We start from the raw sequence: 15,599 nt of genomic DNA, 5'->3' as shown, positions 1-15,599 counted from the left end.
TCAAGATTTTAGTAAAGAATCTATCCTATTTTTTATGCTAATATGAAATTATTGAAGTCCTCAAACACCCAATCGTTTTTTAAGGTCTCGTAAATTATACTTAACATTTTACGTGCGGTAGCGATTATTGCTTTACCGCCACCTTTCTTATGTTTCAACCGCTCGTAAAAACTTCTTATATACGGATTATATCTTATCGCTGTCAGTGCTACTTGTACCAGGGTAGTACGTAATATCTTATCGCCTCGTTTGGTTATTCGTCCATGTCTTATACTTTCATTTGAATCATATACGCGGGGTACCAGTCCAGCATAAGCACATAATTTCTTAGAATTATCAAAATCATTAATGTCACCAATATTGCTCAGAATTATTGTTGAACTTAGTTTACCTATCCCTGTTATACTCTGCAGATTTTTCTGGCCTTTCAATCCTTCTCCCTTTTCTTTTATCTCTTTTTCTATCTTCTTTATACCCTCATTTAACGACTTTATCTGATCAACAATTACCCCTATCTCAAACCGCCTTGTTTCACTCACTGCCACATTTCTAACCTCTTCTAATGCCTTCTCACTGGAAAACATTTCCCGACGAGTCGTTATTCCATATTCCAGTAATATCCCATGTATCTTATTCTTTAAGGTACTGCGTAACTTTACTAGTTTGTCTCTTGTCTGAATTAAACTCTTTAACTCCCTATTCTCTTCACTCATTACTCTTACCTCTGGCAATAACCCTTTGCTTAAATACTCCGCTATTATTTCCGCATCATGCCGGTCAGTCTTTTTCACACTCTCACTTATTACCTTGAACTGCGACGGATTGATTACTCGAGCTTTCTTTACCTCCTATTTTTTTCGGAGTAGATTCTTTACTGGTGACTCACCATCCTCCTATCCAGGGTCTTTGCCCTATGGTGACCATTCGGTAATAGGTCTGATTAATCTCTTTTACGGGATCTTTGTCCCAGTCAAGAATCCAATCTACTACCTATCCACTCCGGATATTATATTTTATTATATTTTACCTTATTCATCCGGAGTTATTGTCACCTCTTGATTTTTATCATATCATCTCTTTTTAGGTTAAGAAGATTGATCTTATTGCTCATACGAATATATCTGTTCCTGTTATTCATTATCATACTTATAACGAAAAGAGAATACTTAAAGTACTTTTTGAAAAGGAAAAAGAGAACAATGATCTTAATCTTTCAAGAAACAGGCCCCACAAGAAGAACGATAACCTTATAATACCTTCATACCCAACTTTAAACTAAAAAGCAAAGTAAAGAGCGACAATGGTAAATCTGTAAAAAAAAGAATATGAGAAACCTAAGACTCCATACCAACGTTTGCTTGAAAGCAATACTGTTAGCGAAAAAACTAAATCTCAACTAAAGAAAACATACGAAAGTTTAAACATGGTAAAATTGAGAGAGGAAACACCCCGAAGGGGGCTCAAGGAAATAAGTGTTCTTCTGGATAAATTATACAACATTCAACTAGCAAAAAGCAAATCAAGTTCAAAGACATAAATACTATCTAACCATTATCCTATTTCGATGACAATTAATTATGATCTAACACGGTCTAACATTCGTACGTTCGTAATATACTCTGGAAAACAGGAAAGTGGAGGAAATGAATTGGACCGGGGTTCAAATAAATACAAAGTTCAACAAGTACTCATGATAAACTACGATGGAATAAGAAAGGTATGAAAAGATAAAAGGAAAGATAGAAAAAGAAGAACAATTAGGTAAGGGAAGAATACATAAACAAGTTGAAAGAGGTGATACGAATGACAAAGATAGGAGCCTAGCTGTTTGAAGAAGGCATGGAAAAAGGTGAAAGAAAAGTAATCATAGAAATCCTAAACCAAAGGTTTGAAGAAGATTTTGATAAAATATTAGATGGAAAGGTCAGAAAAGCAAAAGAAGAAACCATAAACCAAATAAAGAAAAATATTTAAAGTATTACAGTAGAAGAGCTAAAGTAGTTATTGAATTAGTTGTCGAAGGCTAATGCAAATTAATGAATTTTTTTAGATTTTTAGATGATATAATGGGGTTGAAAACAAATTATATAAATCATGGGAAATAAGAAGAAGGTTAGGAACATTTTTAAAATTTCAATAGTTAAATAACTCACTAAGAAGGGGAACAGGATGATAATTGAAAGAGTTATAGAAGAAGCACAACCATATTTAGAAGGAATAAAGATCAAAGATGCAGTTATAGGAATTTCACTTATTGGTTTGGAACTGAGTAATAATCACATTGGCGTAAGTTACGTTCTACGTGAGAATTTAAAATCAGGTTGCTCTATCTTCCCGTATGTCCAGGACATTATTGGTAAAGATAGTTTAGAAATTGCCGAATGGGCTCTCACGGGTCAAGATGATTTGCAAAGGTCTATCGGCGTTGCCGTGTTGACAGCCGCTTCACGCTCCCTTCCTTTGGTTGATGTAGATACTTCTATTCACCCCTTTTCTATTGAAATCACACCAGAGGATAATGTTTGCTCGATAGGCTATATTCCTCAAGTTGCTAATATGTTCAATGGAATGGTCAAAAATGTCTTTATTTTTGATCGTGGGGTCTCACAAAAAGGTGGCATTTTTGGTAAAGTCCTTCCTGAGGAAAAGCAAAGAGACATACTTCCAAAATGTGAAATTGTTTTTTTAAGTGGGACTACTGTTATAAACCACAGCATAGAAGAACTTTTAAGTTTATGCGAAAATGCCCGAGAGATAGTTTTAATTGGGGCATCGACCCCGATGTTTCCCAATGCGTTTGTTGGAACGGGGGTAACTATTTTAGCAGGTTCTTGGTGGGATGAAGGGAAAAAAGATAAAATCTTTCGAATTATTTCACTCGCAGGAGGTATAAGCCAGATATCCAAATTTGCAATTAAAAAGAATGTAAGGGTATAAAAAAGCTTGTAAGAAAAGAAATTTTTAGCAAATGATGAGGTGGCTGAGATGGAACAATCCTTCGTTCATGTTTATACTGGTAATGGTAAAGGTAAAACAACCGCAGCTTTAGGGCTTTCTGTTAGAGCTGCACTTTCAGGTAAAAAAGTCTTTTTTGCACAGTTTATAAAGGGCATGGAGTATAGTGAGTTGAAAGTGAGCCAATATATTAAAAACATTGAAATTCAACAGTTTGGTAGAGAGTGTTTTATATACAAAAACCCTACAGAAGAAGACATAGAGGCAGCCAATAATGGCATGGATGTTTGTGAGAAAATTTTAAAAGGCTTTGAATACGATTTGGTCGTGTTGGATGAGTTGAATATTGCCTTATACTACAAGTTGATTCCGCTGGATAGAGTTGTAAAAGCAATCAGAGAAAGAACTCCATCGATAGAGGTCGTAATAACTGGGAGATATGCCCCAGAAGAAATTATAGAAATTGCGGATCTAGTTACCGAGATGAAAGAGGTTAAACATTATTACAACCAAGGAGTTCAAGCAAGAAAAGGTATAGAGTTTTAAATAACAGGAAGAAAATAAATAACTCAAATTTCTGCGAGGTTCGATTATTTAGGTATTCAAAAAATAATTTTCTGTTTTATTTTATTAATATGTATAATAAAAAAATAATGGTATAATAATATTAACAATGATAAGTTTTAGAGTTTCTAATTTTGTTCAATAAAAAAGGAGGAGATTTTTATTTCAAACTATCCAAATTTTCACACAGTGGCTATCGAGTATATGAATGATTCAAATTTAGTACATGAGGACCATCTTCACCCTGAAGTTATTTTATGGGTGAACTTTAGTGAAGAATCTAAGAAAGAATTTTTGGACAAGATAAAAAAACAAGATAAAGATTTAGCTCAGGATATCAACGATCACCTATCACAATTCAAAATTGAAGAAGAAATCGTACCAGTTAACTTACCTTTAGATGTCGATACCGAAGAAGAATTTGACAATTTTTTGTACTTCTTGGGTGAATTGGCAGAGATCGCTGATTTAAAAGCATATTCAGTGATTACTGAGGTATCGTTAGCCGATGAAGAGAGCGAGAAAGAAGGTTCTGAAGATCTATACAATTTCCCTGCAATATTCAGCGAGGAAAAGGAAGGTAGCTGCTATTTAACGGTGTTCGATTGGGATTTAAAAGAAATGGAAGAGTATTCTGGTAAGTTTGAGAAAAACGAAAAAGAAATTGAAGGTTTGAGATTTCCTTTCTTTCAAAGCTAACACTATAAAAAAACCCTCTGTATACGGAAAAGAGGGTTTTATACTTGTTAAAGTTAGAATGAGGTAGAGGGGGGCATAACATTGATAAAAGCAATAAACTTAACAAAAAAATTTAAGGATTTCACTGCTGTTGATGAAATCAATTTAAACGTGAATGCTGGGGAAATTTATGGTTTTCTTGGTCCGAACGGTGCAGGGAAAACTACAACGATAAGGATGCTCACAGGAACATTAAAACCAACCTCTGGTCAAATTTTCATAATGGATAAAGATTACAATAATTACGAAATGGAGATAAAAAGAGAAATTGGGGTTGTGCCTGATGAACCAAAAATGTATGAGAACCTCAAAGGTAGTGAGTATATAGAGTTTGTAATGAACGTATACAAATTAAATTCAAACGAAATTCATTCTCGATTCAACGAAATATGTGATGCCTTTGGGATAGATTACCTCAATGATTACATAGGTGATTATTCTCATGGTATGAAACAAAAATTAATGGTTGCCTCAGTTTTGATGAGAAAACCAAAGGTAATTTTTTTGGATGAGCCAACCGTAGGTTTGGATGCCCGAGCAGCGAGGATACTCAAAGAACTTTTACAAAAATACAAGAGCGAAGGCTCCGCGATATTCTTTACGACACATATCCTTGAAATAGCAGAAAAGATGTGTGACAGAATAGGGATCATCGATCACGGTAGGATCCTTGCAGAAGGTAATTTGGAAGAATTGAGATCTCTCTCTAAACTAGGAAATAGGAGTTTAGAGGACATTTTCTTGGAATTAACAGGGGGTAGTGAAGTAAAAGAAATAATCGACGAACTTTAGAGGGGAGGTTCTGAGACAATAATGAATGAATTAAAATTGTTGTTAAAATACTCCTATAAAAACAAATCTCGACCAACAAAAAATAAAAAAGGGATAGAAAGAGGTTCAGGTATGCTCTCCAGTGTAATGAGCTATCTGATAGTCCCAATAATTTTTTTAGCTGTTATTATTCCAACGATGCTTGCAGCAACAGGTTCTTTTAATTTAAATATTCCGTTGAATCAAATGGGTTTGGAGTCTAATTATACTTTGCTAGAACTAATGTTTGCGCCTTCCTTTTTACTTGTAAGTGCGATTTTTGTTTTACAATTTTCCCCATTAATTGTAACTACACTTTTCGATAACGATATGATGGACAACCTTTTGACCATGCCTATTAAAAGATCAACACTCTTTTTCTCTTCTACCATAGATAGTTTAATTATGTCTGGGATAGGAAGTGGGGCTTTCTTATCAATTGTTATTTCGTATATGATTTTAAAAGGTTCAAATGTAATTCTATCTATCTTGGGTATTATAGGTTTTTTTCTTTTTTTGATATCTATATCGATTGTAATAGGATTAATTATGTCTTTCTTTGTTGGTAAAACATCTGCAAAAAGAATTGCCCAATTAACTTATTTCATAGGCATTATCTTTATGGTCTTAATACCGCAATTTCTCCCCAGGATGATGACTAACGATCCACAAAACCTTGTGGAAGGGATGGGGAACTCCCTTAAAGTATTTATGAGTCCTTTTTGGCCACATGCTCAATTCATCAACGCTATAAACGGCAGTATCTTTTCTCTTATATTCATCTACGGTCTCTCGATATTGTTATTTTACTTCGTATATAGATATTCGAACAATCTTGATTTCTCAACCTCTAGGAAAAAATCAAAGGTTAAAAAAATTGAAAAATTTAAAACCAAACGTCTACCTCTTTTTGAAAAAGATAGGAAACTCCTTTTTAGAAATTCCCAATTGATTTTTATGATGATTTATCCGGTAGTATTGCCGTTCATATTCTTTTTCACAGGTATGCAAGATTTATCTTACATAGCGATGTTTTTTGTGTTGATAGCCGCAGACTATTCAGCTATGATTTCTGCATATATGTTGACTGAAGAAATAAAAATCTGGCCCGTTCCAAAGTTATTTCCTTTCAAAACAAAAACTATGGTGAACTCAAAAATAATGATTTCTACAGGACTTTATACAATTGAGTTTATAGCTCTTACAATAGTTTTCTCGATTCTTTTAAAATTCAATTTCTTTGATTTGGTACTTATAATTCCTACTGTCATATTGTTGTACTATTCATCGCTATTAGGAACAAGAATCTTTCTCAGTGATCCCAAAAGAGATATATCCCAAATGAACAAGGTTTTCAAAGGGAAAGAAGTGCTGGTTATAGAATTGATAACAATGGGGTACGCTGCGGCTATTTTCGGCTTACTGTTTTTTTATGACCTAATGCTTGACCGAGGTCCATTATGGATCTTCAAAAATATCAGCATGCAACTCACTTCTCTAATAATACTCGGAACAGTAGCGGTGCTATTGTTTGTGATTATAAGATCTATTGGAAAAGAACAAAGAAAGATAAATCAATACATAGAAGCAATGGAATAACAATCAAAGGATGGATCTAAAAATTGTATTGAATTTCTTTAATAGTATAATAAGCCCTCTCTGCTAATTTTCAGAGGGTTTTTCTTATTTATTGGAATGTGTGCTATCATATATTTTAGCAGGGTTTTCTTTATGGGTGGTTACGAAACGATGGAAGTATTTCTTCATTCTTATAGGTGGATTGCGGAACGATGGGAGTAATTCTTCCTCCTAATAGGGTGGGCTGTGGAATGACGGAAGTATTTCTTCATTCTTATAGGCGGACTGCGGAACGATGGGAGTAATTCTTCCTCCTAATGGTCGGGATGCAGGGTGAAAGGGCAAAAGATTCTTTTCCTTATGGGCGGGCTGCGGGGCAAAGGGGTGCTAAAGTAAGTTTTAGAGCTTCTTAAAAGAGTAATTATAAAAAAGGGGGAGCAACCATGGCAGGAAATAAACAATTGAAAGTAACTATTTTATACGATAACACAGTGTATGACAAAGATCTCCAAGCTAATTGGGGATTCTCTGCTTTGATTGAAGTAGAAAAAGCACCTAAGATTTTGTTTGATACCGGTGGAAGTGGAGATATTCTGTTAAATAACATGAAGAAGTTAGGAGTTGATCCATCTACAATAGACGAAGTTTTTATATCTCACAACCACTATGATCATGTGGGAGGTTTGTCGGGTTTTCTCTCAAAAAACCCCGATGTGACGGTTTACGTTCCACCCTCTTTTAAGGGAGTGAAAAATGCAAAAGAAGTTATTACCATAAAAGGTCCTAGTGAAATACATGAAGGCATTTATTCCACTGGAGAATTAGAAGGGATTGAACAATCCCTTTGTGTAAAAACTGAAAAAGGAATAATAATCATAGTTGGATGTTCTCATCCAAAGATGGAAAATATATTAAAAACCGCTTCAACATTTGGAGATGTCTACGGAATCATTGGAGGGTTGCACGGAACACCTGCAGAATCTTTGAAAGGTTTAAAACTAATTTGTGCAACACATTGTACCCAACACAAAGATGATATTAAAAGGCTTTTTCCAGAAGCCTATATAGAAGGTGGCGCTGGAAAGGTTGTTGAAATTTAAAAATACTAAAGACAATAAAATATCAAAACATATTATACAAGGGGGATGAGGAATGGAAAAGTCTGTAAAAATAAGCAGAAACATGTTTATAACCTCAGCACTAGTTATTTTTTCTATCATGATGATCTCAGGGGTATTAACAATTTTATTGCCTGCGGGGGAGTATCAAAGAGAGTTTATAGATGGAAGAACAGTCATCGTAGAAGATTCTTACCAGACAATAGAAAAACCAAATTATCCCTTTTGGCGATGGTTTACCGCTCCAATCGAAGTATTATGGAGCTCTGATGCACCCCTTATAATCACTATTATTGTGTTTATATTGGTAGTTTCCGGTTCGATCTATATTTTGAATAAAAACCATGTCATTGAATACATCATTAATAAAATTGTTAAAAGGTACAGCAAACAAAAAAACGTTTTATTAGGTTTGATGATTCTGGTTTTTATGCTTTTAGGTGCATTGATGGGGATTTTTGAAGAAATTGTTCCTTTAATACCGATTGTAATAATGTTTTCAGTTTCCTTGGGTTGGGATGACCTAACAGGTTTGGGGATGAGTTTACTCGCAGCAGGATTTGGTTTTTCTGCAGCAATAGCGAATCCGTTCAGTTTAGGGGTGGCACAAAGAATAGCTGAAATCCCACTTTTTTCGGGAATAGGTCTCAGAATAATTATTTTTATCACTACTTACCTACTTTTATTCTTTTTTTTGAGGAATTATGCTAAGAAGCACCAAAAAGAGGTTGTTGATCAGCAAATAGAAACCATCGATTATGATGTAAATACTTCAAAAGCTTCTAAAATATTAATAACAATAATTTCAATTTTGTTTATACTGATTTTAATTTCTGGTTTTACAGGGTTCATGAGCGGCCTTATGTTGCCCGTTGTGGGTGTGTTATTCATGGTAGGAGGTTTTTTATCGGGTTTAGTGGTTGAAAAAAGTATTTCTAAGGTGTTCAAAGATTTTTTAATAGGGATGAGCAATCTGTTGCCTGGAGTTATATTGATTCTCATGGCTATGTCGGTAAAACTGATAATTACCAATGGAAAAATCTTAGATACGATATTGTACAATGCATCTATTGTTATATCTGAATCTGGAACTGTCGCTGCAACTTTTTTGATTTATTTGCTTTTTTTTATTATGAATTTATTTATAGGTTCAGCTTCCGCAAAAGCATTTTTGACTATGCCAATTATAGTCCCTTTGGCAGATTTGGTTGGAATCACGAGACAAACCGCTGTACAAGCTTTCGTTTTTGGAGATGGGTTTAGTAATTTGTTGTATCCAACTAACGCAGTGTTGTTAATCTCGTTAGGAATAGCTGGAGTTAGTTATTTTAAATGGTTCAAATTCATTTGGAAGATTCAGCTTGCTGTGTTTTTTCTTTCTTTGCTATATTTGTATATTGCAGTAAAAATAGGATACGGTCCTATATAACAGGAGATAGAGAGATGTATGATTATTCCTATAATTATGATGAATGTAGAAACAATTTTTACACTTTTGAAAATGAGCTAAAGAAATATTATTCTACAGTTTCTAATGATTCCTATTCAATTGAAGAGGACAGTTATATTGATAGTTTTTTATGTCAGAACGAAGGTAACAGAAAGTTATTTCTTATTACAACAGGCGAGCATGGAATAGAAGGATACGCAGGTAATGTGTTCATGCAGATATTCGTTAAAGAGTTTTTACATCGAATAAAAAATCAAGAGATTTCGTTGTTTCTCATTCATTCCTTGAACCCTTGGGGGATGAGGCATAAAAGAAGAGTAAATGAAAACAACGTTGATTTAAATAGAAATTTTCTTTATCAAAACGAAGACCTAAACAACGAGTCATACGAAAAAATGATAAGGTATTTCACTAAAAAAAGGCCGGTTGGTGTTTTAGATTCAAGTTTAATAGTAGGATTTTTTGAATTGCTGCCTTATTTATTAAAATTAGGCACAAAAGGGATAAAAGAGGCTCTAACCAAAGGTCAATATGTTGATAATAAATCTATTTATTATGGCGGAAAGGAAGAAGAGAAATCAACTGAGTATATAAAAGAAATCTATGAAAGAGTTTTTAACACCTACGAATTTATCCTCCATTTAGACATCCATACTGGGGCAGGTCCAAAAGATAAATTGTTGATTGTTGACTCTGCCTTTGACAAAGAAGATTGCAATACCAGAGAAAAGCAATTTAATTATTCTCCTATTACCCAAGCAAAAAAAGAAACTTTTTACAGTATAAATGGAGATATGATTGATTATATATACAAAAAGTATCAGAGTACTTCGAATTTCTATTCTACATGCTTAGAATTCGGTACATATGGTGAAGGATTAATAGGTCAACTGAAAAGTATAAAAAGTTTGGTTTTAGAAAATCAAGCTTGGTGGTATGGTACCAAAAATACTCAAGTAAGATCGAAAGTTGATAAATTATTTAGAGAGATGTTCTTTCCAGAGCGTAACGAGTGGCGAAATTCTTTTGAAGAAGATACTAAAAAGGCATTGAATGGAATATTGAAATATTTTGAATTTTTAAAGTAGAGAACAAAAGCATACTATAACTTTGAGATATGTTTTTAATAGATGCAAACTTAAAAAATTGGAGGGATATAATTTTGAAAATTAGCATAATAGGAACGGGAAGAGTGGGTTCAAGTGCCGCTTTTGCTTTAGTAAACGCAGCAGTTGCTGACGAGATAGTTCTTTACGATCTCAACAAAGAAATGGCAGAAGGTGAAGCATTGGATTTACTACATGCTACAACCTTTCACAAAAGAATGATCATAAGGGCAGGGGAGTATAGTGATATAGAAGGAAGCGATATAGTAATAATTACAGCAGGAGCTGCTCAAAAGCCTGGTGAAACGAGATTAGATTTGACCATAAAAAATGCTAAAATAATAAAAGGCATTGCAGAAAATATAAAAAAATATGCTCCAAATACGTTGATAATAAACATTACTAACCCTGTTGATGTTATGAGCTATGTTGTGTGGAAAGTAACTGGTTTTGAATCTAATAGGGTAATTGGGACTGGAACAATATTGGACACCGCAAGATTAAGAGCCTTAATAGGGAAAAATTGTGGAGTTTCCCCAATGAGTGTTCACGCCTATATAATAGGTGAACATGGTGACTCAGAGTTGGCAGCGTGGAGTTCGGCAATGATTGGAGGTGTTCCAATTAAAGGTTTTTGCCGTAATTGCCCGTACAAAGATAATTGTAATAAAGATCTGAGTAAGATTTTTGATGATGTAAAAAATTCTGCTTACACTATAATAAGCAAAAAAGGTGCAACTAATTATGGAATAGCTTCAGCAACTACTGCACTGGTAGAATCGATAATTAAGAATGAAGGAAGAGTATATACCCCTTCCGTGTTGTTGGATGATGTGTACATAGGATATCCTGCGGTTATAAACAAAGACGGGGTGGAACGAACTATCGATATAACTTTGAATGATGAAGAAACAGAAAAGTTTGAAAGTTCAAAAAGCATAATAAAAGAGTATCTCGAATCAATCAAAAACTTACTTTAAGGGGGAGAGCAACTATGAAAAAACTTGTAAGTATTTTTTTATTGCTTATACTGTTTTCTATGACTCTCTATTCAGTCGAATATGTAACCCTATCATCAGAAATAACAGAAAACTTAGGTGGAAGGGTAAGTATTCCCTTTTTTTACGGTACAAAGGATGCACCAAGTGCTTTTCTTTTAAATAGTTACTTAGCAAAAGATGTTGAAGATTTCTTAAGTGAATATCTCGATCAGCTTTATGGCCTTAGAAATAGTATAGACGAATCTGAGGAATCATACGTTCAAGTAGTTATAGAATCAGAAATAGGATTTGTTTCAGACAGTTTTGTGAGCTTTTACACTGATTATTTTTCTTATGTTTATCACCAGGCTCATCCAATGACTACAAGAGAAACGTACAATTACGATCTAACTCTCAGTAAATTCCTCAATCTCTACGATTTCTTGGATTTATATAGTGATGACACAGGCGAATCTTTTCGAATAATCAAAGAAAGCATTATCGAAGAAATAAATGCAGACCCTAAAATTTATTTTAATGTTGATGAAACTCTAGATACAATAGGGTATGATCGAGATTATTATATTACAAATGAAGATTTTGTTGTAGTCTATCAACATTACGAAATTGCCCCATATTCATCCGGTATAAGAGAGTTCAAAATACCTCTTAAAGAATTGGGCATAGAAATTCAATAAATGAAGGGGCGCTAATAAAGACTAAGCACAGCGTAGAAAAAAGTTCATCTTTCAAAAATAATTAATGGAGGGAAAACAACAACATGGATGTAATAGAAATAATCAAACAAAGAAGAAGCATCAGAAAGTTCAAGCAAGATCCCATCGATGATAAAATATTGAAAGAGTTAGTAGATTGTGCGAGGTTAGCACCTTGCGCTTCAAATAAACAACCACTAGAGTTTATCGTTGTAAAAGATAAAGAAACTTGCGAGAAAGTCTTTGAAAATTTGGGTTGGGCTAGCTACATTTCCCCAAAAGGAACTCCTAAAGAAGGTGAAAAGCCAACCGCATACATTTTTATTTTAGTCAACAAACAAAGAGCTACGAAGTGGATTGGTCACGATATAGGAGCTGCCTTTGAAAATATCTTGTTAGCGGCATGGTCAAAAGGTATAGGTGGATGCCCAATCGTTACTATCAACAAGAAAAATGTAAGAGAAATCCTAAACGTCCCTGATGAATATGAGATCGATACAGTAATTCCTTTAGGTTATAAAGGGCATGAATCTTTTGCAGAAAACAACGACGAGAAGGTTGAATATTATATGGACGAGAACGGCAATTTCCACGTTCCAAAAAGACCTCTTGAAAAGGTTATTCATTTTGATAAATTTTGATTATAATTATTGATTTGGAACACAGGGAGGACGACAAATGGCTCAAAATAACCTTGATACCAAAACTCTAGAAAACTGGCTTTGGGAAGCTGCTTGTAAAATAAGAGGACCTATAGATGCCCCCAAATACAAGGATTATATCTTACCTTTGATATTTTTAAAAAGACTTTCTGACGTATTCGAAGACGAATTGAACGAGTTATCTGAAAAGTTTGGTTCACTTGAGACAGCCGAAGAATTTAGCAGGATTGATCCAGGGTTAGTTCGTTTTTATTTGCCACCAGAAGCAAGATGGTCTGAAGTTGCTAAAAAAACTACAAATGTCGGAGAATATTTAACTGACGCCGTAAGAACAATTGCAAGATACAATCCCAAACTTCAAGGTGTAATAGATATTGTAGATTTCAACGCAACTGCAGGTGGTCAAAGAATTATAAGTGACGATGTGTTGGTAGCATTAATTGATGTTTTAGGAAGACATCGCCTTGGCTTAAAAGATGTTGATCCAGATATTTTAGGTCGTGCATACGAATATTTGCTGAGAAAATTTGCGGAAGGTTCTGGGCAAAGTGCTGGTGAGTTTTACACCCCTGGTGAGGTAGCGATTTTGATGTCAAAAATCTTAGACCCAAAACCTGGAGATGAGGTCTATGACCCTTGTTGTGGATCTGGGGGCTTGCTGATTAAAGCTCATCTGAGATTTAAAGAAAAATACTCAGAAGACAGAACTAAAGAACCTCTTAAATTCTATGGGCAAGAAATCTTGCATTCAACGTATGCAATGGCAAAAATGAATATCTTTATACACGACATGGAAGCACAAATTGCCCTTGGAGATACGATGAATAGACCTGCGTTTACAACTTCAGAAGGACCGCTCAAGAAATTCGATTTAGTAACTGCAAATCCCATGTGGAATCAAACATTCTCACAATCTGTTTATGAAAACGATCCTTACAATAGATTCGTTTTTGGATACCCTCCATCAAACAGCGCAGACTGGGGATGGATTCAGCATATGTATGCTTCATTGAAAAATGATGGTAAGATGGCTCTAGTAATTGATACAGGTGCTGTATCAAGGGGTAGTGGAAATGTTGGAAAAAATAGAGAAAGAGATATAAGAAAAGAATTTGTTGAAAAAGATCTTGTGGAATCCGTTTTATTACTTCCAGAGAATTTGTTCTATAACACTTCAGCACCAGGGGTTATCATAGTGATTAATAAGTCAAAACCAGCACAAAGGCAAGACCAGATACTTCTCATAAACGCATCAAAGCTCTATGAAAAAGGAAGACCTAAGAACTTCTTGCCTGATGAGAGTGTTGAAAGGATAGCAGAGATCTATCTCAACTGGAAAGAAGAAGAGGGAATAAGTAAAATTATTTCTAAAGAAGAAGCCGCGAAAAATGATTATAACTTAAGCCCTTCCCGCTATGTTGCCCAGAATGGAGAAGATGAAACATTGCCGTTGGAGGATGCTGTTGTACAATTAAAAGAGGCAGAAGAAGAGAGAAAAGAAGCCGATGAAAAATTAGAGGTCATTTTAAAAGAGATGGGATTATGGAATTAGATCTTAATCAAAAAGAAGAATACAAAAAAACAGAACTGGGATTATTGCCGAATGAATGGGAAGTTGTGAGGTTAGGGGATGTTGTTCAAAAAATGAAGGCTGGAGGAACACCAAAGAGAGGAATAAAAGAATATTGGAATGGAGAAATACCTTTTGCGTTAATTGAAGATATAACTTCTTGTGGATTATATTTGTCAAAAACAAAAAATACAATCACAGAAGAAGGGTTAAAGAATTCTAATGCCTGGATAGTACCTGAGAACTCGCTTTTGTTAAGCATGTATGCAACAATTGGAGAAACAGCAATAAATACTATTCCATTAGCGACTAATCAAGCGATACTAGCAATAATTCCAAAGGGTAATTTTGATAAAGTTTTTGGGGCTTATCTTCTTAAATTTAATGCTGAAAGGTTGAAAATGCAAAATATTCAAAGTACACAAAAAAATGTAAATAAGGGTATAGTTGAGAGTTTCAAAATCCCCGTCCCTCCGCTCTCTGAACAAAAAAAGATTGCCTATGTCCTCTCTTCAGTACAAGAGGCAAAGGAGAAGACTGAGGATGTTATAAAAGCATCAAAAGAACTCAAAAAGTCCATGATGAATCACCTGTTTACTTATGGGCTTGTAAGTTTGGAAGAAGCTGAAAAAGTACCGCTCAAAGAGACAGAAATTGGCTTGATTCCTGAAGAGTGGGAGGTTATGAGACTTGGGGATTTATTTAAAAGTAAAAATATAATAATACAATTTGGGTTTCCTTGTGGTAAATGGAACGACAAAGGTTTAGGCGTACCACATCTTAGACCTTTTAATGTAAGTAATGATGGGCAAGTTGTTCTTAATGGCCTTAAATTCATTAATATAGAGAGAGATATAAATAAATATTTATTGAAAAAAGGAGATATACTTTTTAACAATACGAATAGCGAAGAATTGGTTGGTAAAACTGCTTATTGGAATAAAGATGGTGATTTTGTTCTATCAAATCATATGACAATTATTAGAGTGCTAAATTTTAATTTAATAAATTCTCAATTCTTAGCCAATTATTTACATAAGAAATGGTATGATGGATTTTATTTAAAGATCTGCAGAAGGCATGTTAATCAAGCAAGTATTAGTTTGGCAAGATTGGAACAAATTCAGATTCCCCTTCCTCCCCTCTCTGAACAGCAAAAGATCGCTTCAATCCTCTCAGCGATCGATCAAAAAATCGAGGCGGAAGAAAACAAGAAAAAAGCCCTTGAAGATCTCTTTAAATCGCTTTTACATAATCTTATGACCGCAAAAATAAGGGTAAATGATTTGGAGAATGTTTTCGATGAATAAAAAATAATTTTTTCTTACTTTTGCCTAAAGCAAAGAGAAAAT

At 34.3% G+C, this 15,599-nt stretch carries 14 protein-coding genes and 1 pseudogene; 14 read left to right on the top strand and 1 reads right to left on the bottom strand.

Annotated features, from left to right (window positions below; genetic code table 11):
- Window positions 1–32 precede the first annotated feature (32 nt).
- A pseudogene (locus BZ25_RS01560) lies at window positions 33–848 on the bottom strand (IS110 family transposase); the annotation flags it as partial.
- A gap of 991 nt (window positions 849–1,839) precedes the next feature.
- Between BZ25_RS01560 and BZ25_RS10520 the strand changes: the two are divergent.
- From BZ25_RS10520 to BZ25_RS01495, 14 genes are all read left to right on the top strand, one after another.
- Window positions 1,840–1,974, top strand: coding sequence for a hypothetical protein (locus BZ25_RS10520; protein ID WP_255415867.1), 135 nt, complete (start codon window positions 1,840–1,842; stop codon window positions 1,972–1,974).
- 195 nt (window positions 1,975–2,169) lie between these two features.
- Complete coding sequence (locus BZ25_RS01555; protein ID WP_121515501.1) at window positions 2,170–2,937, top strand: DUF364 domain-containing protein; 768 nt, start codon at window positions 2,170–2,172, stop codon at window positions 2,935–2,937.
- A 48-nt stretch (window positions 2,938–2,985) separates the two neighbouring features.
- On the top strand, window positions 2,986–3,501 hold the full coding sequence (gene cobO / locus BZ25_RS01550; protein ID WP_121515500.1) for a cob(I)yrinic acid a,c-diamide adenosyltransferase: 516 nt from the start codon (window positions 2,986–2,988) through the stop codon (window positions 3,499–3,501).
- Between the two features lie 222 nt (window positions 3,502–3,723).
- On the top strand, window positions 3,724–4,218 hold the full coding sequence (locus BZ25_RS01545; RefSeq protein WP_147429921.1) for a hypothetical protein: 495 nt from the start codon (window positions 3,724–3,726) through the stop codon (window positions 4,216–4,218).
- Window positions 4,219–4,299: 81 nt separating this feature from the next.
- Window positions 4,300–5,049 (top strand): ABC transporter ATP-binding protein, encoded by a 750-nt coding sequence (locus tag BZ25_RS01540; protein ID WP_103064726.1) that lies wholly within the window; start codon window positions 4,300–4,302, stop codon window positions 5,047–5,049.
- 21 nt (window positions 5,050–5,070) lie between these two features.
- A complete protein-coding gene (locus tag BZ25_RS01535) occupies window positions 5,071–6,666 on the top strand; it encodes a hypothetical protein (protein WP_121515498.1) in 1,596 nt (531 codons plus the stop codon).
- Between the two features lie 422 nt (window positions 6,667–7,088).
- Window positions 7,089–7,745, top strand: coding sequence for an MBL fold metallo-hydrolase (locus tag BZ25_RS01530; RefSeq protein WP_121515497.1), 657 nt, complete (start codon window positions 7,089–7,091; stop codon window positions 7,743–7,745).
- 52 nt (window positions 7,746–7,797) lie between these two features.
- Window positions 7,798–9,192 (top strand): YfcC family protein, encoded by a 1,395-nt coding sequence (locus BZ25_RS01525; protein ID WP_121515496.1) that lies wholly within the window; start codon window positions 7,798–7,800, stop codon window positions 9,190–9,192.
- A gap of 14 nt (window positions 9,193–9,206) precedes the next feature.
- Window positions 9,207–10,301 (top strand): M14 family metallopeptidase, encoded by a 1,095-nt coding sequence (locus tag BZ25_RS01520; protein WP_158584816.1) that lies wholly within the window; start codon window positions 9,207–9,209, stop codon window positions 10,299–10,301.
- A 74-nt stretch (window positions 10,302–10,375) separates the two neighbouring features.
- Window positions 10,376–11,299 carry an L-lactate dehydrogenase gene (locus BZ25_RS01515; RefSeq protein WP_121567217.1) on the top strand — a complete coding sequence of 308 codons (924 nt, stop codon included), beginning with the start codon at window positions 10,376–10,378 and terminating at the stop codon, window positions 11,297–11,299.
- 14 nt (window positions 11,300–11,313) lie between these two features.
- Window positions 11,314–11,997 (top strand): RsiV family protein, encoded by a 684-nt coding sequence (locus BZ25_RS01510; RefSeq protein WP_121567216.1) that lies wholly within the window; start codon window positions 11,314–11,316, stop codon window positions 11,995–11,997.
- An 83-nt stretch (window positions 11,998–12,080) separates the two neighbouring features.
- A complete protein-coding gene (locus BZ25_RS01505) occupies window positions 12,081–12,656 on the top strand; it encodes a nitroreductase family protein (protein ID WP_121567215.1) in 576 nt (191 codons plus the stop codon).
- A 37-nt stretch (window positions 12,657–12,693) separates the two neighbouring features.
- Complete coding sequence (locus BZ25_RS01500; RefSeq protein WP_121567214.1) at window positions 12,694–14,229, top strand: class I SAM-dependent DNA methyltransferase; 1,536 nt, start codon at window positions 12,694–12,696, stop codon at window positions 14,227–14,229.
- The gene (locus BZ25_RS01495; RefSeq protein ID WP_121567213.1) at window positions 14,220–15,557 is read left to right on the top strand and encodes a restriction endonuclease subunit S; all 1,338 of its coding nucleotides are present in this window, start codon (window positions 14,220–14,222) and stop codon (window positions 15,555–15,557) included. The genes BZ25_RS01500 and BZ25_RS01495 overlap by 10 nt, the downstream gene beginning before the upstream one ends.
- Window positions 15,558–15,599 lie beyond the last annotated feature (42 nt).

The organism is Petrotoga sp. Shatin.DS.tank11.9.2.9.3 (assembly GCF_003665005.1).
In the GTDB taxonomy this organism is placed as follows: domain Bacteria; phylum Thermotogota; class Thermotogae; order Petrotogales; family Petrotogaceae; genus Petrotoga; species Petrotoga mobilis.
This window is presented reverse-complemented; position numbering and strand designations above follow the sequence as displayed.

Excerpts from the sequence above, each read along its gene's own strand:
- BZ25_RS01505 (WP_121567215.1), top strand. The coding sequence starts at position 12,081 with ATGGATGTAATAGAAATAATCAAACAAAGAAGAAGCATCAGAAAGTTC.
- BZ25_RS01530 (WP_121515497.1), top strand. The coding sequence starts at position 7,089 with ATGGCAGGAAATAAACAATTGAAAGTAACTATTTTATACGATAACACA.
- BZ25_RS10520 (WP_255415867.1), top strand. The coding sequence starts at position 1,840 with ATGGAAAAAGGTGAAAGAAAAGTAATCATAGAAATCCTAAACCAAAGG.
- BZ25_RS01555 (WP_121515501.1), top strand. The coding sequence starts at position 2,170 with ATGATAATTGAAAGAGTTATAGAAGAAGCACAACCATATTTAGAAGGA.
- BZ25_RS01535 (WP_121515498.1), top strand. The coding sequence starts at position 5,071 with ATGAATGAATTAAAATTGTTGTTAAAATACTCCTATAAAAACAAATCT.
- cobO (WP_121515500.1), top strand. The coding sequence starts at position 2,986 with ATGGAACAATCCTTCGTTCATGTTTATACTGGTAATGGTAAAGGTAAA.
- BZ25_RS01545 (WP_147429921.1), top strand. The coding sequence starts at position 3,724 with ATGAATGATTCAAATTTAGTACATGAGGACCATCTTCACCCTGAAGTT.
- BZ25_RS01500 (WP_121567214.1), top strand. The coding sequence starts at position 12,694 with ATGGCTCAAAATAACCTTGATACCAAAACTCTAGAAAACTGGCTTTGG.
- BZ25_RS01520 (WP_158584816.1), top strand. The coding sequence starts at position 9,207 with ATGTATGATTATTCCTATAATTATGATGAATGTAGAAACAATTTTTAC.
- BZ25_RS01525 (WP_121515496.1), top strand. The coding sequence starts at position 7,798 with ATGGAAAAGTCTGTAAAAATAAGCAGAAACATGTTTATAACCTCAGCA.
- BZ25_RS01510 (WP_121567216.1), top strand. The coding sequence starts at position 11,314 with ATGAAAAAACTTGTAAGTATTTTTTTATTGCTTATACTGTTTTCTATG.
- BZ25_RS01495 (WP_121567213.1), top strand. The coding sequence starts at position 14,220 with ATGGAATTAGATCTTAATCAAAAAGAAGAATACAAAAAAACAGAACTG.